The organism is Pseudoroseomonas cervicalis, assembly GCF_030818485.1.
Classification (GTDB): Bacteria; Pseudomonadota; Alphaproteobacteria; order Acetobacterales; family Acetobacteraceae; genus Pseudoroseomonas; species Pseudoroseomonas cervicalis_A.
The window spans coordinates 1,708,956-1,729,594 of sequence record NZ_JAUTAJ010000004.1; the positions used below are offsets into that span (position 1 = coordinate 1,708,956).

A 20,639-nucleotide genomic window follows, 5' to 3' on the forward strand; every position below is an offset into this window, starting at 1 on the left:
AATGAATCGCGTCGGCGCATGGTGGCGCCGCAACGTCACGGTTCTGTCATGTCCGCCACCGCCGATCCCGCCCCGCTCCCCCTGCCCCGCCGCCTCTCCGCCTGGCTCATGGGCATGGCGCCGGGCATTGCGCTCTGCGCGGCGGTGGCGCTGGCCGGCACGGCGCTGTTGCGGGCCGAGCAGGCGCTGTTCGGCCGCGCCTGGGTGGATGCGCTGGTGCTCTCCATCCTGATCGGCACCGCCATCCGCAGCCTCTGGACCCCGCCCAAGGCGTTCAGCGCCGGCATCGCCTATTCGGCCAAGACGCTGCTGGAAGTGGCGGTGATGCTGCTGGGCGCCTCGCTCAGCCTGCCGGCGCTGATGGCGGCGGGGCCGGTGCTGATCCTGTCCATCGCGCTGGTCGTCGCGCTGTCGATTGTCGCCAGCTACGGGCTGGGGCGGCTGCTGGGCCTGCCCAGGCGCATGGCGGTGCTGGTGGCCTGCGGCAATTCCATCTGCGGCAATTCCGCCATCGCCGCCGTGGCGCCGGTGATCGGCGCCCAGGCGCGCGACGTGGCCGCCGCCATTGCCTTCACCGCGGTGCTCGGCGTCGGCGTGGTGCTGGCGCTGCCGCTGCTGGTGCCGCTGCTCGGCCTGTCGGAGGTGCAGTATGGCATCCTCGCGGGCCTGACCGTCTATGCCGTGCCGCAGGTGCTGGCGGCGACCGCGCCGGTCGGCGCGCTGGCGGTGCAGGTGGGTACACTGGTCAAGCTGGTGCGGGTGCTGATGCTGGGGCCGGTGGTGCTGGCGCTCACCGTCGCCGCCGGGGCCAAATCGGGGCAGAAGCCGGGCCTGGCGCGGCTGGTGCCCTGGTTCATCCTGGGCTTCCTGGGCCTGGCCGCGCTGCGCGCGCTCGGCGCGGTGCCCGAGGCGCTGCTGCCGCCGCTGGCGGCCGTCACCTCGGCGCTGACGCTGCTGGCCATGGCGGCGCTGGGGCTGGGGGTGGATCTGCGCAGCGTGGCCCAGGCCGGGCCGCGCGTCACCGCCACCGTGGTGCTGTCGCTGCTGGCGCTGGGGGTGGTCAGCCTGGGCGTCATCGCCCTGCACGGCTGAAGGCAGCGCCCGTTGCCGGCCGCCAACGGCGGCCGGCCCTGGCAGAAATTAGCCGAGGGGCTTCTGGGCGCGTTCCAGCAGGCGGGCGAAGAAGCCGGGCTTCTTCGGCGGCTCGGCCGCGCGGGCGGCCTGGGCGGCCAGGGCGTCGCGCTCCTGCGCCTTCATCGACAGCCACTTGTCCAGGCTGACGCCGGCCTTGGCCGCGCGCTTCGCCTCATAGGCCCGCTGGCCCTCGCTCATCCGAACCTGTTCCGCCATGTCTTCCGCCTCTCGGCCCGCCTCGGGCCCCGCCGGGTGGATGCCGCGCCGCGGCGCCCACGGCAAGGGGCATTCGCTGGCCTCTTGCATGCGCCGCGCGCTGCGTCACCTTGGGGCCATGGAAGCGAAAGTGAAGGCGGGGCTCTGGGCCCAGATGGCGCTGCGCCTGGCCGACATCGCCGGCCGGCCCGGCATGGTGCTGCGCAAGGGGGACCCGGATTCGGGCGGCATCCTCTGCGTGCTGCGCGGGCGGGAGGGCTGCCTGGTGCTGAGCCAGGCGCGCGATGGCGAGGGCCGCCCGGTCTGGATGCGCGGCACCGGCGCCGCCCCGGTGCCGGAGCCGGAGGCCGAGGCCTATGTCGCCCGCCAAGTGCAACGCGACCCCGATCTCTGGGTGCTGGAATTCGAGGCCCCCGACCTGCTCCCCCCCTTCGAGGCGAAGATCCTGTGACCGAGCCCTCCCTCACCGTCCACCACCTGAACAATTCCCGCTCGCAGCGCGTGCTGTGGCTGCTGGAGGAGCTGGAGGTGCCCTATGCGCTGAAGCTCTACCAGCGCGACCCCAAGACCATGCGCGCGCCCCCGGAGTTGCGGCAGGTGCATCCGCTGGGCAAGGCGCCGGTGGTGACGGACGGGCCGCACACTTTGGCCGAGACCGGCGCCATCCTGGAATACATCCTGGACCGGCATGACACGCGCGGCCTGCGGCCTGCCCCGGGCAGCCAGGCGCATCTCGACTATCGCTACTGGCTGCATTTCGCCGAGGGCTCGGCCATGCCGCCCTTGGTGATGACGCTGGTGCTGCGCCGTGTGCCCTCCCAGCTGCCCTTCCTGCTGCGCCCCATCGGGCGCGCCATCGGCAAGGGGGTGGAGAAGGGCTTCCTGGGGCCGCAGGTGGCCGGCAATCTGGCGCTGATGGAGTCCGCGCTGGAGCGCGGCTGGTTCGCGGGCGAGGCCTTCAGCGCCGCCGATGTGCAGATGAGCTTCCCGGTGGAGGCCACCGCCGCCCGCTTCGGCCTGCAGCCCTATCCGAAGCTCGCCGACTGGCTGCAGCGCATCCAGGCGCGGCCGGCCTATCGCCGGGCGCTGGAGAAGGGCGGGCCTTACGCCTACGCGTGACGCTGGGGAGGGCTCTGCCCTCCCCAGACAAATACTTAACCCTGGGGAGGGCTCTGCCCTCCCCAGACCCCGCCCGCCGGGGTGGCAGGGCCACCCCGGACCCCGCCGTCAGTTGGCGGGGCCCGGGGGGATCCTATCCCCCCGGCGGGGGTGCAGGGGGCAGCGCCCCCTGCCCTGCCTCAGACCTTCTCGGCCATCTTGATCGGCGGCTTGAGCTCCGCCGGCAGCGGGCAGACATAGGGGTGGGCGTCGGTGCGCGCCTTGTGGTCGGCGCGGGCGGCCTCGACCAGCGAGGGGTCGCGCAGCGCGTCCACCGCGACGCCCGCCATCACCTTGGCCACATGCACCATGCCCTTATGCGCCAGCGGCGACTGGCCCTGCGCCGTCAGCTGCCAGGAATGGCCCGGCGTGCCGATGGCATAGGTGGCGCCGCGCGCCTGCACCGTCGGCACCGCCCAGGAGACGTCGCCGACATCGGTCGAGCCCACCATGGCCGCGCCCTTGGCCTCCAGCGGGATGATCTCATCGGCCAGCGGCACGCCCTTGCGCACCGGCACGCCCATCCGCTTGAAGGCGCTGGCGATGTCCTCATCGGTCAGGGTCTTCTGGATCTCGGCGGCGAAGGCGCGGTCGGCATCGTCGAAGGGCGGCGGGCCCAGGCGCTCCAGATTGGCCTGCATCGCCTTCTCCAGCGGCAAATTGCCCAGCAGGTTGGACACCGCGGACACGACATTGGTGGCGACGCTGGTCTCGGTCATCAGCGCCGCGCCATCGGCGATCTTGCGCACGCGGGTGACGAGGGCCTGCAGCCCGGGCAGGTCGTTGGAGCGGATCAGGTAGCGCACCGTCGCCTTGCCCTGCACGACGTTGGGCGCGATGCCGCCGGCATCCAGATAGGCGTAGTGGATGCGCGCATCGCTCGGCATGTGCTCGCGCATGTAGTTGACGCCGACATTCATCAGCTCGATCGCGTCCAGCGCCGAGCGGCCGAGATGCGGCGCCGCCGCGGCGTGGCTGGAGCGGCCGGTGAAGGTGAAGTCGATGCGGGTATTGGCCAGCGACTTCGCCTCGTTCACCGCGGCGAAGGGCGCCGGGTGCCAGGAGATCGCCAGGTCGACATCGTCGAAGCAGCCCTCGCGCACCATGAAGGCCTTGGCGGCGCCGCCCTCCTCGGCCGGGCAGCCATAGTAGCGCACGCGCCCCTTCACCCCGTTGGCGGCCAGCCAGTCCTTCACCGCGGTGGCCGCCAGCAGCGCACCGGCGCCCAGCAGGTTGTGGCCGCAGCCATGGCCGGCGCCATCGCCCGGCAGCGGGCGGTGCTCGGCGACACCGGCCTCCTGGCTCAGCCCGGGCAGCGCGTCATACTCGCCGAGGATGGCGATGACCGGGCCGTCCTCGCCCGCCTCGCCCATGATGGCGGTCGGGATGCCGGCCAGGTTCTCGGTGATGCGGAAGCCCTTCTGCTCCAGCATCGCCTTGTGCTCGGCGCAGGAGCGGCGCTCGGCATAGGCCAGCTCGGGCATCTCCCAGACGCGGTCGGACAGGCCGATCAGGTCCTCCTGATGCGCCTCGACCATCTGCCAGATCTGTTCGGAATTCTGCCGGGCGCTCGACATCGGGACCTCCTCGGGGCTGCGCGGGGCGGCCAGCCTGCGACCGGCGGCGCCGCTTGTCGAGGCCAGGGGCCGGACCGTTGCGGCAGCGGCGCGCGGGGCGGTTTTTCCGGTCCGGCGTTTTACCTTTTGGCAGCGCTTGTCGCGTAGAACGGGACCATGACGATCTCCTCGGTCTCGGGCGGGCTGGCCTCCGCCGCGTTGCAGGCGCTGGGCGGAGCCCGGCGGGCGGAGCAATCGCTCTCCGCTACCGCCGGGGCGGTGGCGCGCCAGGGCACCGGGCTGGAGGGCGATCCCGGCGCCGGCCTGGCGCCGCCGCCCGACCGCATGCCGGGCCTCGCGGCCCAGGGCGGCGCGGCGGAGGATCCGGCGGCGCAGCAGGTGGCGCTGATCGCGGCGCAGCGCGGCTTCGAGGCCAATCTGGCCGTGCTGCGCAGCGTCGAGCAGATGAGCCAGCGCCTGCTCGACACGATGGGCTGAGGCGCGGCTCAGGGCCGCGGCGCCGCCTCCGGATGCGCGCCGAACACCGCGAGGTCGACGCGCCGGCGCTCGGCCAGGACATAGTCGTAGAGCGGACGGCAGGCGCCGGCGATGCGCTCGCTGGCGGTCTCCGGCACCACATTGTTCAGGTACTGGTAGAGCAGCAGATCGGCATCCGCCTCCCCCGCATGCGGCAGGATGCCGCAAAGGCTGAAGCCCAGCCCCTCGAAGCCCTCGGCCAGCGCCGCCGTCGCCGGGTCGGCCAGCGGCAGTTCCAGCAGCACGGTCGCCGCCCCCTGCAGGCAGAAGCCGCGCAGGAAGCCCGCCACCGCCTCGATGGCGTCGGCGCCATAGGCCTCGACCTCCAGCACCACATGCCCCCATTGCGCGTATTCTTGCGAGACATGCAGCCGGGTGCGGCCCTGCGGCGCGGGCGGCGCGGCCTCGGCGAAGGTCACCGGCTCGGCGAGCGCGGCGTAGAGCCCCTCCAGCAGGGCGCGATGGCGCGGCGGGGCGTGCAGGCGGCGCGGCGCGCCGGGGCGGAAGCCGCGATACAGCGCCACCTCGGATTGCCGGGCGCCGCTGCCGGCCAGGCTCTCATCGATCGCCCAGTCGGTGCTGACCGAGGCCAGATGCACATTGACCGGCACCGCGCCATAGCGCAGCGCGCCGCGCTGCGAGACGGTGTGGGCGCTCACCGCATGCACCAGCCAGCCGCGGCAGCCCATCGCCTCGGCCTCGGCCTGGCCGAAATCCAGCATCTGGGCCAGCAGCACCGGATGGCCGCGCCAATCCGGCGGCACCACCGCGTCGGTGGCCTCCGGCACCTGCCGGTTGCCGGAGAAGTCGAAGCAGATATGGCCGACGATGTGGCCATCCCCGGCCACCGCCACGATGCTGGCCATCTCGCCCTCGGCGTTGCGGCGGACCAGCCCCTCGACATCGTAGAGCCCGTCATCCGGGCGGGTATAGCCATAGGCCAGCCAGGCGCAGCGGGCGATGCCGGGCGCGTCCTGCGGGCGGAAGCGGCGCACGGTGACGGGGGCGCGGTTGCGGCGCGGCGGCGCGGCGGGCTCGGCCAGTTCGGGCGGCGGTGGCAGCGGCGCGGCGGCGGGCAGGCGGAAGCGGAACTCGAAGCGCTTCCCCTCCCGCCCCAGGGGGCGATAGCTGGCCTCGTCCGCCATGCGGAAGGCCAGCAGCAGGCCGAGGCCACCCCCCTCCCCCGCGCCCTCCCTTGCCTCGCCCGGGGCCGGGGTGGCGGGCTGGTAGGGCAGGCCCCAATCCTGCACCCGCAGCACCAGGGCGCCGGCCTCCGCCGCCGCCTCGACCCGCAGCCGGCCCGCTTCATGGCCGGGCGGATAGGCGTGGTGCACGGCGTTCGACACCGCCTCCTCCACCGCCAGCTCCAGCCGGTCGCGCTTGGCCTCGGGCAGGGACAGCGCCTCGGCCAGGCTGCCGGCGGCGGCGCGGGCCACGGCGATGGCGTGGGGCTGGGCGGGAAGGTCGAGCTGGAACAGGTCGCGCATGGGGCTGCCGGTCAGGGAGAAGCCTGCATGGCATGGCCGCGCCCCGGGCGGAAGCCGGCCCGCCCCTGGGCAGGGCGGGCCGGAAGCGTCAGGCGGCGCGGGCCAGCGCCGCCAGCCGGTCGACGCCGCCGGCATCGGCCAGCGCCGCGGCGAGTTCCGGCCGGGTCAGGCCGGACAGCGCCTCCTCCAGGCTCGCCGCCTCGCCGAGCTTGGCCAGCCCCACCAGCAGCGCCGCGTCGAACGGGTCCTGGCGCGGGCGGCGCGGCGGCGGCAGCATGGCGCGATGCTCGCGCAGCAGGGCGTCGTCGCGCAGCAGCTCGGCGATGCCGATGGGCGGCAGCGCCGCCAGCTCGGCCTGCAGGGCGCGGGCGCGGGCGAGCGCCGGCGGCACCGCGCGCTCCTCCGGGATCAGCAGCAGGCCGAGGCGGCGCAGCCCGACGCCGATCGAGCGCCGCGCCGTCAGCGCCGCCAGCGGGATGGAGAGCGCCAGGCCCAGCACCACCGGCGACATCCACAGCGCCAGATACGGCGAGACCAGCCAGGCGGCGCCGCCGAAGACCAGGCCGAAGACGGTGTGCTTCCAGTAGAGCCGCGCCACCTGGCCGAAGGGCACGCTGCCATCGTCGCGCTTCTGCGCGTTCCAGCCGGAATCGCGGCCCATCAGGATGGCGCCGACATCGACCGACTGGGTCAGCATGGTGACCGGCGCCAGCAGCCCGGCCACCAGCGTCTCCACCAGCATGGAGAGGAAGGCGCGGATGGCGCCGCCGCTGCCGCGCCGGTCGCGGGCATGGAACAGCATGGCGAACCAGGCCATCAGCTTCGGCGCCAGCAGCAGCGCCATGGTGCCGATGAACACCCACATGGCGCGCACCGGGTCGACCACCGGCCAGGCCGGGAACAGGGTGGGGCCGGCGGGGAAGTATTCCGGGCGGATGAAGCGCGCCTGGATCGCCATCAGCACGCCGGCGCCGAGGAAGATCAGCCAGATCGGCGCGGTGATGTAGCTGCCGATGCCGGTCAGCAGATGCAGCCGGCTGACCCAGTGCAGGCCGCGCGACGGCAGCACCGCGGCGTGCTGCAGATTGCCCTGGCACCAGCGCCGGTCGCGGATGGCGAGGTCCATCAGCGAGGGCGGGCTTTCCTCATAGCTGCCGCGCAGCCAGGGCACCATGTGCACCGCCCAGCCGGCGCGGCGCAGCAGCGCGGCCTCGACGAAATCATGGCTGAGGATGTGGCCGCCAAAGGGCTTGCGGCCGGAAAGCTCCGGCAGGCCGGCGGCACTCGCAAAGGCCTCGGTGCGGATGATCGCGTTGTGGCCCCAGTAATTGCCTTCCGTGCCGTGCCACCAGGCGATGCCCTCGGCGATCAGCGGGCCGTAGACGCGGCCGGCGAATTGCTGCATCCGCGCGAAGAGCGTGTTGCCGCCGGCGATGATCGGCAGGGTCTGGATCAGCCCGACATCCGGGTGCCGCGCCATGGCGTCCGCCAGGCGCAGGATGATGTCGGATTCCATGACGCTGTCGGCATCCAGCACCAGCATCTGCGGATAGGCCGCCCCCCAGCGCCGCACCCAGTCGGCGATGTTGCCGGCCTTGCGCTCGATATTCTTGGCCCGCCTGCGGTAGAAGATGCGCGGCGCCTGGCCGAGCTGCGCCGTGACACGCTCGCGCAGGGCCAGATAGGCCGCCTCCTCGGCGATCCAGGCCTCGGGCTGGGTGGTGTCGCTGAGGATGAAGATGTCGAAGCGGTCCAGCGCGCCGGCCGCCGCCAGCTCCTCATGCATCGCCTGCAGCGCGGCCATGATGCGCGCCGGGTCCTCATTGTAGCAGGGCATCAGCAGGGCGGTGCGCGCCGAGGGCAAGGGCGCCGGCCCGTCGGGCGCGATGCCCAGCCGCCGGTCCGGCCCCAGCAGCAGGCGGATGAAGCCGCAGACCGCGCTGGTGAAGGACAGCGCGATCCAGGCGAAGAGCACGACGAACAGCACCAGCACGAAGGCCTGCAGCGGCGTCGGCCGGCCGCTGTTCAGCACCAGCCACATCTCGCGCGCGGCGAAGGCGGTGAGCAGGATGGCGCCGCCGATCACCAGCAGCCGGCGCAGCCACAGCCCGCCGGGGCGGGACGGTATGCCGCCCTGCCGCCGCGCGGGGCGGGCCCGCAGCGACTGCACCGGCATGTCCAGCGGCGCCTCGGGCGGCAGATGCGCCTCCGCGGCACCCGCGGGCAGCGGCATGGCCGCCGCGCCGGGCGCCAGGGCGGCGTCCGGCGCGTCAGCCTGAGGCTGTCCGCTCATGTCAGGCGGTCCAGCGATAGAGCATGGTCTCGGCCACGGGCTGGCCATTCACCTTCATCTCGGCGCGCAGCTCGACCTCGCGCGCATCGCCGGGGAACAGGTCGAAGCTGATGCGCCAGCCGCCGCTTTCCGGGTTGCGCTGCGCGACCGCGTTGCGCACCTCGCCGCGGCTGGCGCTGACATTCAGCTCGGGCTTCGCATCGGCCGGCAGGTTCTCGAGCTCCCCGCCCATGGCGTCGATGACGAAGAGCCGCCCGCCCTGGGTCCAGGAGGCGCCGGACGCGCTGGTCATGACGCGGCCGAGCTCGGGATTGCCCGGCGCCTCGTCGCACCAGTGCAGGCGGAAGGTGTAGCGGTACTCGCCGCGCGCCTTCAGCGGATCCTTCGGCCGCCAGAAGGCGACGATGTTGTCATGGATCTCGCCCTGGGTCGGGATCTCGACCAGCTGCACCCCGCCCTCGCCCCAATCGCCGATCGGCTCGACCCAGAGGCTCGGGCGCTTCTCGTAGCGGGCCTCGAGATCCTCATAGGCCGCGAAGTCGCGGCGGCGCTGCATCAGGCCGAAGCCGCGCGGATTGACGTCGCCGAAGACCGAGACCTGCAGGTCGCGCGGATTGTTCAGCGGGCGCCAGATGCGCTCGCCGCGGCCGGTGAACATCAGCAGCCCGTCGCTGTCATGCACCGCCGGGCGCCAATCGTCGCGGCCGGTGCGGTTCAGGGGCGAGAACCAGAACATGCTGGTCAGCGGCGCGATGCCGATGGTGGTCATGTCGGTGCGCGGGAAGACGGTGGATTCGACGTCGAACACCGTGGTGCGGCCGGGGCGGATGCCGAAGCGGAAGGCGGCGGTGCAGGAGGGGCTGTCGAGCAGCGCGTGCACGGTGATGTAGTTCACCCCCTCGCGCGGGCGCTCGATCCAGAAGGCGCGGAAGAGCGGGAACTCTTCGCCCTTCGGATCGGCCGTGCCGATCGCCAGGCCGCGCGCCGAGAGGCCGTAGATCTGCCCGCGCGCCACCGCGCGGAAATAGCTGGCGCCGAGGAAGGCGCAGATCTCGTCATAATAGTCGTTGCGGTTGATCGGGCCGTGCAGGCGGAAGCCGGCGAAGCCCATATCCTCCTGCGCCGGGCGCTCCATGTTCTGGAAGTCGAACATCTCGGTGTTGTAGCGGATCGGCCGGGCGACGCCGCCGGCGACCTCGTACATGTCGATGCGCGGCTTGTAGAGGAAGCCGCGATGGAAGAGCTGCATCTGGAAGGGCAGGCCTTCCGGCCGCCACAGCGCCTGGTTCGGGCGGTAGCGGATGTCGCGATACTGGTCGTAGGTCAGGTCAGCGAGCGCGCGCGGCAGGCTCTCCGGCGGCGGCTTGTAGGCCTGCTGCGCCATGCCGCGCGCCATTTCGCGCACCGTGCCGGAATCAAAGGGGCTTTCCTCCGGCCCGGCGGCGCGGGCCTCGGACATGTGCGCCGTCTCCTCCGCCAGGAAGACGGTGGACAACGACAAGGCTGCGAGCATGGCATCGCGGCGTTTCACGGCAGGCTACTCCCCCTCAGGCGGCGACCAGCGAACGCAGCAGCGGCCCAACGGTTGCCAGGGCCTGCCGCGCTCGTGCTGGCGCTTCAAGAAGGGGGAGGCAAATACGGCAAAAACCGGCCCTGAACAGGGCCGTTCCTCAGCCGACGGCGACGAAGCTGCCATCCTCCGCAAGACGTGACAGCACGCCGCTGCGGATGTCGAAGGAGCCGCCATGCAGCGTCAGCGTGCCATCGGCGACGCGGCTGGCGACCCAGGGGAAGGTCATCAGGTTGCGCAGCGACAGCTTCACCGTCTCCAGCTCGCAGGTGGCCTGCGCCGCCTCGGAATCGACCGCGACGCATTCCAGCGTGCGCCGGCGCGCCTCGGCGGCGATGCCGGTCATCCAGGGCTCGACGAAATCCTGCGCACCGGGCGGGAAGCCGCGCAGCAGCGCCTGCACGCCGCCGCACATGGCGTGGCCGAGCACGATGATGCGCGGCACCTGCAGCACGCAGACGGCGAATTCCAGCGCCGCGCTGGTGCCGTGATAGTCGCCATCCGGCTTGTAAGGCGGCACCAGATTGGCAACGTTGCGCACGATGAACAGCTCGCCCGGGGCGGCGTTGAACACCATGCCCGGATCGACGCGGCTGTCGGAGCAGGAGATCACCAGCGCCTTCGGGCTCTGCCCGTCGCGCGCCAGGGTCTGGAACAGGCGGCGGCGCTCCGGCCAGACCTCCTCGCGGAAGCGGCGATAGCCGGCGAAGAGGTCGTCCAGGGGGGCGGCGCCAGAATCGGTCGGGTCGGTCATCGATGTCTCCCTCGGCGCGCGATGTAGGGGGACGGGACCGGTTTGGACAGGGGCTTGGCCGTGCAGCCTGCCCCGGCCGTTGCGCAAGGCGGCGGGTTGCAGCCTGAGCGTGACAAGGCGCCGCATGGGATGCATGCGCTGGCGGCGGGACGTTCGCGGGGATTTCCATTGCATCGGGGGCCGCTTGCCCGCCAAAGGGGCGGCCGGCATCCGGCCTGCCCGGCGCCCCCTTCGGCCGCGACCCGGCCGGCGGCGCCAGGGCGCAGGCCCGACCTTCTCTCTTTCCGCGGAGGGCCGCCGGGCCCTCCGACCCTGACCAGGACCGTGTCATGATCAGATCCCGGCCCGTCGAAATCGACGGCCGTTTCGTCGGCATCGCCATCGCCCAGGAGGGCGGCTGGCGCTTCCTTGCCACCGACCCCGCCGCGCGCGGGGCGGAGGGCGAGGTGTTTCCGGGTGTGGCGGAGATGCGCCGCCGCGTGCAGGCGGCGCTGATCGAAAGCCGCATCGCGCCGCAGCGCCGCAGCGCCTGAAGGCCGGCGGGAACGCCCGCCCGCCCGCCCGGTTCCTTGCATGTCCGCGCCGCCCGTCGGCGCCGCCACAGTCAAGGAGACGAGCATGGTCACCACCGTCGGCACCGAGAGCAGCTTCCCCAAGCTGGTGCGCAACCTGCTGCTGCTGGAGCATGACGCGATCGCCGCCTATGACCAGACGATCGCGCGGCTGGACAACCCCGCCTACAAGCAGCAGGTCGCCAGCTTCAAGGCGGACCACGACCGGCATGTGATGGAGCTGACCCGGCTGGCCGACAGCCTGGGCACCGAGGCGCCGACCGAGGGCGACGCCAAGCAGCTGCTGACCACCGGCAAGGTGGCGCTGGCCAGTATCATGGGCGACAGCGCCACGCTGCAGGCGATGCGCTCCAATGAGGAGGACACCGTCACCGCCTATGAGCGGGCCTCGCAGCACCAGGAGGTGCCGGCGGAGGCGCGGCGCATCTTCGAGCAGGCGCTGCATGACGAGCGCCGCCACCGCGCCTGGATGGACGAGACCTCGCGCGCCGCCTGAGCGGCCGGCGGAGGCAGGGCCGGCGGCGACGCCGGCCCGTTTTCGTTCTCACGCAGACGCGCCTTGCATCCCGCGGGCGAAAGCTGCTCTGCTGCCGGCGTGACGCAGAAATCCCCCCCGCGCGGCACGCCTCCGGGTCCTACCACCGGGCCCTTCCGCCCGGTCTGGATCCCCAAGCTGCCCGATCTGACGCTCTGCCTGAGCGGATATCCCATCCGCATCCGGCTGCATGTCGGCCGTGCGCATCCCTACACGCTGGAATTCGATGGCCAGGCCGAGCGCGAATACAATTCGCTGGCGCTGGCCAAGCGCGACGCGCTCTGCGCCGCCGCCGCCTGGGACCTGCTGACCGGCGCGGCGCTGATCGACTGACCGCGCCCCGTGGCGCCAGGGCGCCATCCCGTCCCTGCCCTGCCCCGTTCCGGACATGACAAAACGCACCGAAGCACCGGCGTTTCCGCCTGGCTTGATGCGTTGTTCAAGAATTTCTTGAAGAGGGGGAAGTGGTGGGCGCACTAGGGCTCGAACCTAGGACCCGCTGATTAAGAGTCAGCTGCTCTACCAACTGAGCTATGCGCCCCACCGGGAAGAAGCGGTGGTTACCGTCGCTTCCGTGAGGGGGGCTTTTACCGGCTCCGGCGGGGATTGCAACCCCCTTTAATCACGGGTGGCACTAAATTCTGCATTTCTGTGCACCCAGACCGAGAGCAGCAGGCCGAAGCCCAGCATGGTGGTCAGCATGGCCGAGCCACCATGGCTGATCAGCGGCAGCGGCACGCCGCCCACCGGGATGCTGCCGGTGACCATGGCGATGTTGACGAAGACATACAGGAAGAAATTCACCCCGAGGCCGATCGCCACCAGCCGGCCGAACTGGTGCCGGCAGCGCAGCGCCACCAGGAGCGCGAAGCAGACCACCAGCGCCAGCAGCGCCAGCACCACCAGCGCGCCGACCAGGCCGAACTCCTCCGAGATCATGGTGAAGATGAAGTCGGTCTGCTTCTCCGGCAGGAAGTTCAGATGGCCCTGGGTGCCCTGCAGGAAGCCTTTGCCCCACAGCCCGCCCGAGCCGAGGGCGATCTTCGACTGGATGATGTTGTAGCCCGCCCCCAGCGGGTCGCTCTCCGGGTCCAGGAAGGTCTGGATGCGGGCGCGCTGGTAGTCATGCAGCTTCTCATAGGCGATCGGCGCGATGCCGGCGGCGGCGCCGATCAGGATGGCGAATTTCCACCAGCGCACCCCGGCGGCCCAGAACACCGCGCCGCCCACCATCAGGGTGATCAGCCCGGTGCCCAGATTGGGCTGCTTCAGGATCAGCCCGACCGGCACCAGGGTGGCCAGGATGGGCGGGATCAGGAAGAGCGGGTTGCCGACCCGCTCCCAGCTCGCCCGGTGGAACCAGTGGGCGAGCGCCAGCACCAGCATGATCTTCATCAGCTCGGAGGGCTGCAGCTGGATCGGGCCGATCTCGATCCAGCGCTGCGCCCCCTTGCCCACCTGGCCATGCAGCGCCACCAGCACCAGCAGCCCGAGCCCGATCAGCCAGCCCAGCCAGGACAGCTTGGCGATCACCCGCACATCGACCATGGCGATGGAGAGCATCATCACCACGCAGAAGCCGAAGCGCAGCGCGTGGCGGCTGGCATAGGGCTCCGGCGCGCCGCCGCCAGCCGAATACAGGGCGATATAGCCCGCCGCCGCGACGGCGCAGAGCAGCAGCACGAAGCTCCAGGGGATCAGCCACAGCTTCTCCAGCACGCCGGCGCCGCGGTCGCGGGTCAGCAGGCGGCGCTCGAACACCATCATGGGCGGCATTTCCGGGACAGGCGGGGAAGAAGGGGCATGGCGCGCCGGCTCAGCGCCGCGGCGGCGGCTCGGCCGGGCGGGCGGGGGTGGTCGCGTCCCGCGCCTCGGCCAGCTGGGCGGCGCGGCCCGGCGCCTCGGTGGTGCGGGCGGGCGGGGCGGCGGGCGGCGGCGCGGCGGGCGGGCTGGCCTGCGGGCGCAGCCGGTTCATCACCTCGACCATGATGTCGCGCGCCAGGGGTGCTGCGGCGCCGGAGCCGCTGGTGCCGTGCTCCACCACCACCGAGATGGCGTATTGCGGGTTGTCATAGGGGGCGAAGGCCACGAACAGCGCGTGCGGCCGCCATTCGCGCGGCAGGCTCTCCACCCGGAAGCCGCGCTCGCGCTGCTCGCGCGAGACGCGCCGCACCTGGGTGGTGCCGGTCTTGCCGGCCATGGCGCCGAGATTGCCGGGCAGCCGCGCGACCCGCGCCGTGCCCCCCTCCTCATTCACCACCGCCCACATGGATTCGCGGATCAGCCGCAGGTCGCGCTCCGGCAGGCCGAGGCTCGGCCAGTCCTCCGGCTTCACGCCGCGCACCGGGCGGCCGCCCACCGCATGGGTCAGATGCGGCTGCACGGCGCGGCCGGTCGCCAGCCGCGCCGTCATGGTGGCCAGCGACAGCGGCGTTAACTGATAAAAACCCTGGCCGATGCCATGCACCACCGTGTCGCCCAGGTTCCAGGGCTTGCCCTGGCTGGTGCGCCATTCGCGGGTCGGCACGAAGCCGGCCTTGGTGCCCGGCAGCTCGATATCGAGATCGACGCCGAGGCCGAGGCGCTTGGCCATCGCCGCGATGCGGTCGATGCCCATGCGCTTGGCGACCTCGTAGAAATAGACGTCGCAGGAATTCTTCAGCGCGCCGCGCAGGTCCAGATTGCCGTGGCCATAGCGGTTCCAGCAATGGAAGCGGCTGTCGCCCAGATCGTAATGGCCGGGGCAGAAGATGCGGTCGCCGGGGCCCACCACCTTGGCCTCCAGCGCCGCCAGCCCGACCACCATCTTGAAGGTGGAGCCGGGCGCGTAGAGCCCGTTGGTGGTCTTGTTGATCAGCGGGGTGGAGCGGCTGCGGGTCCATTCCCGCCACTGCGCCGCCGAGATGCCGGAGCTGAACAGATTGGGGTCGAAGCTGGGCTGGCTGGCCATGGCCAGCACCTCGCCATTGCGGGCATCCAGCACGACGACGCTGGTGCCCTCCTCGATGCGGCCGCGCACCGCCTTCTGCAGCTCGGCATCGATCGAGATCTGCACATCCTGGCCGCGCACGCCCTCGCGCCGGTCCAGCTCGCGGATGACGCGGCCGACCGCGTTGACCTCCATCTGCACCGTGCCGGCGCGGCCGCGCAGCAGCCGGTCATGGTGCCGCTCGATGCCGGAGCGGCCGACGCGGATGCCGGGCAGCGCCAGCAGCGGGTCGCCATCGATGTCGCTCTCGGCGGGGGGGGCGACATAGCCCACCACATGCGCCAGATGCTCGGTATAGGGGTAGAAGCGGGTGGTGCCGACATCGACGCTGATGCCCGGCAGGTCGGGCGCGTTGACCTCGATCTTCGCCATCTCCTCCCAGGAGAGGAATTCGCGCACCACCACGGGGACGAAGCGGCGGCGGCGGCGCACCTCGCGCTCGATGCGGGCGCGCTCGGCCTCGGAGAGCGGCAGCAGGCGCGACAGGGTCTCCAGCGTGGCGCCGACATCCTGGGTCTGCTCGGCGGTCAGCAGCACGCGCCAGTTGAGGTCGTTGGCGGCGATGACGCGGCTCTCGCGGTCGGTCACCCGGCCGCGCGGCGGCGCGATCAGGCGGGTGGAGACGCGGTTCTCCTCCGCCATGGTGGCGTAGCGCTCGCCCTCCTCCACCGTCAGCTTGCGCAGCCGGTAGCCGAGGAAGCCGAACAGGCCGAGCTGCCCGGCCCCCAGCAGCAGGGCCCGGCGGGTGAACACGCCGCGGCGGCGCTCCTCCTCCCGCTTGCTCATCGAAGCCCCGTCCCCCGTCTGTCCCGATCCCGGCCGGGGATTTTTCCCGGCCACCCCGCCTGCGCCACGCCCCGGCCCGCCGGCCGCCGCTTCAGCCGATCCCCTCCGCCCGCCACATGGCCCGGTGCAGCCGGGTCAGCAGCGCGGCGATGGCCGGGTAGAAACCGGCGCTGAGGGCGAATTGCACCAGCGCCGGCGCCGCCGGCGGCAGCCGCAGATTCAGCACCGCCTGCAGCGCGAAGCCCAGGGCGGCCGTGCCGGCGGCGAAGCCGGTGAAGACCAGCCATACCACCAGGAAGGATTGCCGCGCCAGGAAACGCCGGATGCGCAGCGCCAGGCCATGCACCAGCAGCAGCGTCAGGATACCGATGCCGAGCGGCGCAAAGCCCAGCAGATCCTGCAACAGCCCCATGCCGAAGCAGAGGGGCGGCGACATCGCCGCCGGGCGGAACACCGACCAGAAGAAGACGCAGCCCAGCGCCACCGCCGGCAGCGCCGAGGGCAGGCCCACCGGTGTCGAGGTCAGCACCATCAGCAGCGCCGTGCTGACCGCCGGGAAGGCCGCGCGGGCCAGGCCGTCCAGCCGGCGCAGCAGCCCCGCCGCCGGTTGCGGCCGCCCCCTCGCCATCCCTGCCTCTCCCTTCCCGCGGCCGCGCGGCTCAGCGCCGCGGGCGCGGCTCCGGCCGCGCCACCGCCTCGGGCGGCAGGATGCCGGAGAGGCCGAAATCGAAGATGCGCAGCAGGTCCAGCCGGTCCAACCGGGCGAACAGCTCGACCTCGGGCGTGCCGCCCTCGGTCCAGCGCACCACGCCGACCGGCAGGCCGGCCGGGAACACGCCCGCCTCGGCGCTGGTCACCACCCGCTCGCCATCCTGCGGCGGCGAGCCCTCGGGCCAGTGCTGCAGCCGCGGCCGCTGGCCATTGGTGCCGGCCAGGATGGCGCGCGAGCGGCTGCCCTCCAGCACCACCGGGATGCGGCTGTTCATGTCGGTCACCAGCAGAACGCGGGCGGAGCGGCCGCCCACCTCGGTGACGCGGCCGGCGAGCCCGCGCTCGTCCAGCGCCACCTGGCCCTTGCGCAGGGTGATGCCGGGCTGCACCGAGAGCAGCACGGCGCGCGCATAGGTGCCGCCGGCATCGGCCACCACCTTGGCGGTGTGGAAGCTGGCCGGCGCCTCCGGCATGTAGCCGAGCTGCCGGCGCAGCAGCGCATTCTCCGTCTCCAGCGCCAGGGCGGCGGCCTGCCAGCGATGCAGCCGCTCATTCTCCTCGCGCAGCCGGGCATTCTCCTCGCGCATCGCGGCCAGGAAGCGCAGCTCCTGCACCGCCTCGCGCAGCGCGCCCACCGGCTCGGACAGCACGGCGTAGATCGGCGCCAGCGTGTCCGCCAGCGCCATGCGGCCACGCTCCACCAGCACCGTATCCGCCTTGCCCAGCAGCATAGTGCCGAAGGCCGCGGCGATGAGCACGGGCATCGTCAGACGCGACAGCGCCTGGCGCAACGGGATGCTGAGACGGATCACGCAGCCTCCAGCGGCCCGGACTCGCCCGGGCCCGCCCCATTAATACATGGAGGAAAGAACGTGGCGAAGCCGCTTCATCTCATCAAGGGCCCGGCCCGTGCCCAGGGCCACGCAGGCCAGCGCGTCCTCTGCCACGGAAACGGGCAGGCCTGTCGCTTCGCGCAGCACCTGGTCCAGCCGCTGCAGCAGGGCGCCGCCGCCGGTCAGCACGATTCCCTTGTCGACGATGTCGGCGGCGAGCTCGGGCGGCGTGTTCTCCAGCGCGACCTTGACCGCCTCGACGATCTGGCTCACCGGCTCGGCGATCGCCTCGGCGATCTGGCGCTGGCTCACCACCACCTCGCGCGGCACGCCATTCATCAGGTCGCGGCCCTTGACCTCGGTCATCGGCCCCTCCTCCCCGTAATCCGGGAAGGCGGCGGCGCCGATCTCCATCTTGATCCGCTCGGCCGTGCTCTCGCCGATCAGCAGGTTGAACTGCCGGCGGATGTAGCTGATGATCGCCTCGTCCAGCTTGTCGCCGCCGACGCGGACCGAGCGCGCATAGACGATGCCGCCCAGGCTGATCACCGCCACTTCCGTCGTGCCGCCGCCGATATCGACGATCATGCTGCCCGAGGGCTCGGTCACCGGCAGGCCGGCGCCGATCGCGGCCGCCATCGGCTCCTCGATCAGCAGCACCTTGCGGGCGCCGGCGCTCTCGGCGCTCTCCTGGATGGCGCGGCGCTCCACGGCGGTGGAGCCCGAGGGCACGCAGACGATGATCATCGGCGAGGCGAAGCTGCGCCGGTTGTGCACCTTGCGGATGAAATGCTTGATCATCTCCTCCGCCACCTCGAAATCGGCGATGACGCCGTCGCGCAGCGGCCGGATGGCGGCGATGTTGCCGGGGGTGCGGCCCAGCATCTGCTTGGCCTCGTCACCCACGGCCAGCACCTGCTTGCGGCCCCGGATATCGGCGATGGCGACGACCGAGGGCTCGTTCAGCACGATGCCCCGACCCTTGACATAGACCAGCGTGTTGGCCGTGCCGAGGTCGATGGCCATGTCGGCGGAAAGGAAGCCGAACAGGCGAGAGAACATGCAGCGAACCTTCCAAGGTCAATCAGCCAGGCGCCCCACCGGCGCCCAGGCAAAAAAAGCCGGGTTCGAGCCTGCAACCGAAGGGCGCCGTGGCTTACAATCCCCTGGCCGCTGGCTCAAGCGGCAATCGGCTTACAGCACCGCAACCCGGCCCCTCCTGCCGCGTTTCCGGTGCATACGAGGCCCTGAACCGAGGAACCCACCCATGCGCAAATCCACCCTTGCCCTCCTGGCCCTGGCGAGCATCGGCCTGGGCGCCTGCGGCTACTCGACCGGTGACCGCGCCGCCTCCGGCGGCCTGCTGGGCGCCGGCGCGGGTGCCGCGGTCGGCTCGCTCTCCGGCAATGCCGGCGCCGGCGCCCTGATCGGCGGCGCCGCTGGTGCCCTGGGCGGCGCCGTGACCAGCCCCAACCAGGTCAATCTCGGCCGCCCCGCCTGGCGTTAATCTGTCAGCTGCCGGTCAGGGCCGGGACGGGAGGCGCTTTATCTGAGGCCCTCCTCTCCGGCCCGGCCCGACAAGAGCCGCTGCACCCTGCCAGGGTGCAGCGGTTTTTTTGTCGGCTGCCGGTCAGGGCCGGGACGAGGGGCGCCCCACCCCGCCGGGGCGCTCCGGCCCAGGGGAGCAGCCCGCTCCCTGCCCAGTGGCGCCCCGCCTGCCTGCCGCGTCCCGCTTCACAACCGGACGGCGGCAGCCCGAAAGAAAAGCGTCCCGCTTCTCCGCCAGACGGCGGCAGCCCGAAAAAATCAGGCGGGGCGGATGTTCCAAAAGGTGGCGAAGCCGCCCAGCAGGTCCGTCACATTGGTCCGGTGCGCGGTGGGCTGGATGTAGTTGCCGAGCGGGTAGTAGGGCACCTCTTCCAGGCTGACCTTCTGGATCTCCCGGCAGATGGCCTGCTGGGCGGCCAGGTCGGGGGCGGCGAACCATTGCTGGCGCAGCGCCTCGGTGCGCGGGCTCTGCGACCAGCCGGGATAGGCGGTGCCATTGCCGCGCAGCGCCAGATGCACGGCCGGGTTCAGCCAGTCCGCCCCGGACCAGGAGCTGACGAAGGCGCTCCAGCCACCCTGCTCCGGCGGGTCCTTGCGGTTGCGGCGCGCCAACAATGTACCCCAATCCGTCGCCAGATAATCCACATTCATGCCGGCCTGGCGCATCATGTCGGCGGCGACGTCGCCCTGCGCCTTCAGCCCCACGGAATCCGCCGGCACCAGCAGCACCACCTTCTCCCCCTGGTAGCCGGCGGCGGCCAGCTCGCGCTTCACCTTGCCGTAGTCGCGCTCGCCCTGCAGGAAGCCCAGCCCCTCCTGCGTCGCCATCGGCGTGTCGGGGGTGAAATAGCCCAGCGGCGTGCGGTACATGCTGCTGTCGCTGCCGACGATCGCCTCCATGAAGGCGGACTGGTCCAGCGCGCCGAACAGGGCGCGGCGCACCGCCGGCTTGTCGAAGGGCGGCTGCAGGTGGTTGATCCGCAGCATGGTGACGAAGCCGGTCGGGTCGGGCACCGAGACGCGGATCTGCCGGCTGCGCCGCAGCAGCGGCAGCACGTCGTGATAGGCGTATTCCATCCAGTCCTGCTCGCCGGCCAGCATGGCGCTGGCGGCGGTGCCGGCATCCGGCTGGGTGGTCCAGACCACGCGGTCGAAATGCACCCGCTTCGGGCCGGAGGTCCAGTTGGGCGTCCCATCCGGGCGCGGCTGGTAACGCTCGAACCGCGCATAGGCGTTGCGGGCGCCGGGCACCCGCTCATCGGCGAGATAGCGGAACGGGCCGGAGCCCACCATCTCGGTGACCTGGCGGAACGGGTCGGTCTCCGCCAGCCGGGCCGGCATCATCGCCGGCATGGGCGAGCCAGGCTTGCCCAGCGCCATCGGCAGCAGCGGGAAGGGCTGCTTCAGCCGGAAGCGGATGGTGCGGTCATCGGGGGCGGAGAGCTCCTCGGTCGCGGCCATCAGCGCCTCGCCGAAGGGGTCGCGCTTCGCATAGCGGCGGATCGAGGCGACGCAATCCCGCGCCAGCACCCGCTCCCCATCATGCCAGACCAGGCCGTCGCGCAGCGTCAGGTTCCAGAGCAGCCCGTCCTGCTCCACCACATGCCCGGCCACCATCTGCGGATGGACGTTGAAACCGGTGTCCACGCCATAGAGCGTGTCGAACACCAGATAACCGTGGTTGCGGGTGACATAGGCGGTGGAGAACACCGGGTCGAGATAGGCGAGGTCGAGCTGCGGGATGAAGCGCAGCGTGGTGGCGGATTGGGCGCGCAGCAGCGACGGCGCCATGGTGGTCATGGCGGCACCGGCGCCCAGGCCCTGCAGAACTTGGCGACGCAGCATGTCGATCTCCTCGTGACAGGGACCGGCTCTTCTTCCCGGCGCGCATCCTGGCCCCGGGAGAGGGCTTCTGGCAATCGGCGTTACCACGGAACTTGGCCGTATCGCACAGCGATGT

General features: G+C 71.9%; 20 protein-coding genes and 1 tRNA gene. 8 read left to right on the plus strand and 13 right to left on the minus strand.

Features of this window, described 5'->3' with window-relative positions; all coding sequences use genetic code 11:
• Positions 1-48 precede the first annotated feature (48 nt).
• Positions 49-1,092, plus strand: coding sequence for a YeiH family protein (locus QE401_RS11860; RefSeq protein ID WP_307138407.1), 1,044 nt, complete (start codon positions 49-51; stop codon positions 1,090-1,092).
• A gap of 48 nt (positions 1,093-1,140) precedes the next feature.
• On the opposite strand, the gene QE401_RS11865 is transcribed toward QE401_RS11860, so the two are convergent.
• The gene (locus QE401_RS11865) at positions 1,141-1,332 is read right to left on the minus strand and encodes a hypothetical protein (protein ID WP_307138408.1); all 192 of its coding nucleotides are present in this window, start codon (positions 1,330-1,332) and stop codon (positions 1,141-1,143) included.
• Positions 1,333-1,468: 136 nt separating this feature from the next.
• Here QE401_RS11865 and QE401_RS11870 point away from each other — a divergent pair, with 136 nt between their 5' ends.
• Together QE401_RS11870 and QE401_RS11875 are read left to right on the plus strand one after the other, a co-directional pair.
• Positions 1,469-1,801, plus strand: a complete 333-nt coding sequence (locus QE401_RS11870; protein WP_307138409.1) for a DUF1491 family protein — start codon at positions 1,469-1,471, stop codon at positions 1,799-1,801.
• Positions 1,798-2,469 (plus strand): glutathione S-transferase family protein, encoded by a 672-nt coding sequence (locus QE401_RS11875; protein ID WP_307138410.1) that lies wholly within the window; start codon positions 1,798-1,800, stop codon positions 2,467-2,469. The genes QE401_RS11870 and QE401_RS11875 overlap by 4 nt, the downstream gene beginning before the upstream one ends.
• Before the next feature lie 179 nt (positions 2,470-2,648).
• Here QE401_RS11875 and QE401_RS11880 read toward each other — a convergent pair whose 3' ends face one another.
• On the minus strand, positions 2,649-4,085 hold the full coding sequence (locus QE401_RS11880; protein ID WP_307138411.1) for a M20 family metallopeptidase: 1,437 nt from the start codon (positions 4,083-4,085) through the stop codon (positions 2,649-2,651).
• A gap of 156 nt (positions 4,086-4,241) precedes the next feature.
• Between QE401_RS11880 and QE401_RS11885 the strand changes: the two genes are divergently transcribed.
• Positions 4,242-4,562, plus strand: a complete 321-nt coding sequence (locus QE401_RS11885; RefSeq protein WP_307138412.1) for a flagellar basal body rod C-terminal domain-containing protein — start codon at positions 4,242-4,244, stop codon at positions 4,560-4,562.
• Positions 4,563-4,570: 8 nt separating this feature from the next.
• Here the strand turns inward: QE401_RS11885 and QE401_RS11890 are convergent, their stop codons facing one another.
• The 4 genes from QE401_RS11890 to QE401_RS11905 all read right to left on the minus strand — a co-directional run bounded on the left by QE401_RS11890 (position 4,571) and on the right by QE401_RS11905 (position 10,705).
• The gene (locus tag QE401_RS11890) at positions 4,571-6,088 is read right to left on the minus strand and encodes an ATP-binding protein (RefSeq protein ID WP_307138413.1); all 1,518 of its coding nucleotides are present in this window, start codon (positions 6,086-6,088) and stop codon (positions 4,571-4,573) included.
• Between the two features lie 88 nt (positions 6,089-6,176).
• Positions 6,177-8,381 carry a glucans biosynthesis glucosyltransferase MdoH gene (gene mdoH, locus QE401_RS11895; protein ID WP_373461434.1) on the minus strand — a complete coding sequence of 735 codons (2,205 nt, stop codon included), beginning with the start codon at positions 8,379-8,381 and terminating at the stop codon, positions 6,177-6,179.
• Between the two features lies 1 nt (position 8,382).
• Positions 8,383-9,894, minus strand: a complete 1,512-nt coding sequence (locus QE401_RS11900) for an OpgD/OpgG family glucan biosynthesis protein (RefSeq protein ID WP_373461481.1) — start codon at positions 9,892-9,894, stop codon at positions 8,383-8,385.
• A gap of 157 nt (positions 9,895-10,051) precedes the next feature.
• Positions 10,052-10,705 (minus strand): carbonic anhydrase, encoded by a 654-nt coding sequence (locus QE401_RS11905; protein WP_307138415.1) that lies wholly within the window; start codon positions 10,703-10,705, stop codon positions 10,052-10,054.
• Positions 10,706-11,034: 329 nt separating this feature from the next.
• Here QE401_RS11905 and QE401_RS11910 point away from each other — a divergent pair, with 329 nt between their 5' ends.
• The 3 genes from QE401_RS11910 to QE401_RS11920 all read left to right on the plus strand — a co-directional run bounded on the left by QE401_RS11910 (position 11,035) and on the right by QE401_RS11920 (position 12,145).
• Entirely contained in the window at positions 11,035-11,238 is a 204-nt protein-coding gene (locus QE401_RS11910) for a hypothetical protein (RefSeq protein WP_307138416.1), read from the plus strand.
• A gap of 85 nt (positions 11,239-11,323) precedes the next feature.
• Positions 11,324-11,773, plus strand: coding sequence for a DUF2383 domain-containing protein (locus QE401_RS11915; protein WP_307138417.1), 450 nt, complete (start codon positions 11,324-11,326; stop codon positions 11,771-11,773).
• 99 nt (positions 11,774-11,872) lie between these two features.
• Positions 11,873-12,145, plus strand: coding sequence for a hypothetical protein (locus QE401_RS11920; protein WP_307138418.1), 273 nt, complete (start codon positions 11,873-11,875; stop codon positions 12,143-12,145).
• Between the two features lie 132 nt (positions 12,146-12,277).
• On the opposite strand, the gene QE401_RS11925 is transcribed toward QE401_RS11920, so the two are convergent.
• From QE401_RS11925 to QE401_RS11950, 6 genes are all read right to left on the minus strand, one after another.
• A tRNA-Lys gene (locus QE401_RS11925) sits at positions 12,278-12,353 on the minus strand.
• A 77-nt stretch (positions 12,354-12,430) separates the two neighbouring features.
• Positions 12,431-13,576 carry a rod shape-determining protein RodA gene (gene rodA / locus QE401_RS11930; protein WP_307140233.1) on the minus strand — a complete coding sequence of 382 codons (1,146 nt, stop codon included), beginning with the start codon at positions 13,574-13,576 and terminating at the stop codon, positions 12,431-12,433.
• A 52-nt stretch (positions 13,577-13,628) separates the two neighbouring features.
• Positions 13,629-15,587 (minus strand): penicillin-binding protein 2, encoded by a 1,959-nt coding sequence (gene mrdA, locus QE401_RS11935; protein ID WP_307138419.1) that lies wholly within the window; start codon positions 15,585-15,587, stop codon positions 13,629-13,631.
• Between the two features lie 91 nt (positions 15,588-15,678).
• Positions 15,679-16,215, minus strand: a complete 537-nt coding sequence (mreD, locus tag QE401_RS11940; protein WP_307138420.1) for a rod shape-determining protein MreD — start codon at positions 16,213-16,215, stop codon at positions 15,679-15,681.
• Between the two features lie 31 nt (positions 16,216-16,246).
• Positions 16,247-17,110: a rod shape-determining protein MreC gene (mreC, locus tag QE401_RS11945; RefSeq protein WP_307138421.1), complete on the minus strand. Its 864-nt coding sequence runs from the start codon at positions 17,108-17,110 to the stop codon at positions 16,247-16,249.
• Positions 17,111-17,149: 39 nt separating this feature from the next.
• Complete coding sequence (locus QE401_RS11950; RefSeq protein ID WP_307138422.1) at positions 17,150-18,193, minus strand: rod shape-determining protein; 1,044 nt, start codon at positions 18,191-18,193, stop codon at positions 17,150-17,152.
• A 205-nt stretch (positions 18,194-18,398) separates the two neighbouring features.
• Here QE401_RS11950 and QE401_RS11955 point away from each other — a divergent pair, with 205 nt between their 5' ends.
• Entirely contained in the window at positions 18,399-18,638 is a 240-nt protein-coding gene (locus QE401_RS11955) for a YMGG-like glycine zipper-containing protein (RefSeq protein WP_307138423.1), read from the plus strand.
• Between the two features lie 299 nt (positions 18,639-18,937).
• Here QE401_RS11955 and QE401_RS11960 read toward each other — a convergent pair whose 3' ends face one another.
• Complete coding sequence (locus QE401_RS11960; protein ID WP_307138424.1) at positions 18,938-20,524, minus strand: ABC transporter substrate-binding protein; 1,587 nt, start codon at positions 20,522-20,524, stop codon at positions 18,938-18,940.
• Positions 20,525-20,639 lie beyond the last annotated feature (115 nt).

Excerpts from the sequence above, each read along its gene's own strand:
- QE401_RS11860 (WP_307138407.1), top strand. The coding sequence starts at position 49 with ATGTCCGCCACCGCCGATCCCGCCCCGCTCCCCCTGCCCCGCCGCCTC.
- QE401_RS11865 (WP_307138408.1), bottom strand. The coding sequence starts at position 1,332 with ATGAGCGAGGGCCAGCGGGCCTATGAGGCGAAGCGCGCGGCCAAGGCC.
- QE401_RS11870 (WP_307138409.1), top strand. The coding sequence starts at position 1,469 with ATGGAAGCGAAAGTGAAGGCGGGGCTCTGGGCCCAGATGGCGCTGCGC.
- QE401_RS11880 (WP_307138411.1), bottom strand. The coding sequence starts at position 4,085 with ATGTCGAGCGCCCGGCAGAATTCCGAACAGATCTGGCAGATGGTCGAG.
- QE401_RS11885 (WP_307138412.1), top strand. The coding sequence starts at position 4,242 with ATGACGATCTCCTCGGTCTCGGGCGGGCTGGCCTCCGCCGCGTTGCAG.
- QE401_RS11890 (WP_307138413.1), bottom strand. The coding sequence starts at position 6,088 with ATGCGCGACCTGTTCCAGCTCGACCTTCCCGCCCAGCCCCACGCCATC.
- mdoH (WP_373461434.1), bottom strand. The coding sequence starts at position 8,381 with ATGAGCGGACAGCCTCAGGCTGACGCGCCGGACGCCGCCCTGGCGCCC.
- QE401_RS11900 (WP_373461481.1), bottom strand. The coding sequence starts at position 9,894 with ATGCTCGCAGCCTTGTCGTTGTCCACCGTCTTCCTGGCGGAGGAGACG.
- QE401_RS11905 (WP_307138415.1), bottom strand. The coding sequence starts at position 10,705 with ATGACCGACCCGACCGATTCTGGCGCCGCCCCCCTGGACGACCTCTTC.
- QE401_RS11910 (WP_307138416.1), top strand. The coding sequence starts at position 11,035 with ATGATCAGATCCCGGCCCGTCGAAATCGACGGCCGTTTCGTCGGCATC.
- QE401_RS11915 (WP_307138417.1), top strand. The coding sequence starts at position 11,324 with ATGGTCACCACCGTCGGCACCGAGAGCAGCTTCCCCAAGCTGGTGCGC.
- rodA (WP_307140233.1), bottom strand. The coding sequence starts at position 13,576 with ATGGTGTTCGAGCGCCGCCTGCTGACCCGCGACCGCGGCGCCGGCGTG.
- mrdA (WP_307138419.1), bottom strand. The coding sequence starts at position 15,587 with ATGAGCAAGCGGGAGGAGGAGCGCCGCCGCGGCGTGTTCACCCGCCGG.
- mreD (WP_307138420.1), bottom strand. The coding sequence starts at position 16,215 with ATGGCGAGGGGGCGGCCGCAACCGGCGGCGGGGCTGCTGCGCCGGCTG.
- QE401_RS11950 (WP_307138422.1), bottom strand. The coding sequence starts at position 18,193 with ATGTTCTCTCGCCTGTTCGGCTTCCTTTCCGCCGACATGGCCATCGAC.
- QE401_RS11955 (WP_307138423.1), top strand. The coding sequence starts at position 18,399 with ATGCGCAAATCCACCCTTGCCCTCCTGGCCCTGGCGAGCATCGGCCTG.
- QE401_RS11960 (WP_307138424.1), bottom strand. The coding sequence starts at position 20,524 with ATGCTGCGTCGCCAAGTTCTGCAGGGCCTGGGCGCCGGTGCCGCCATG.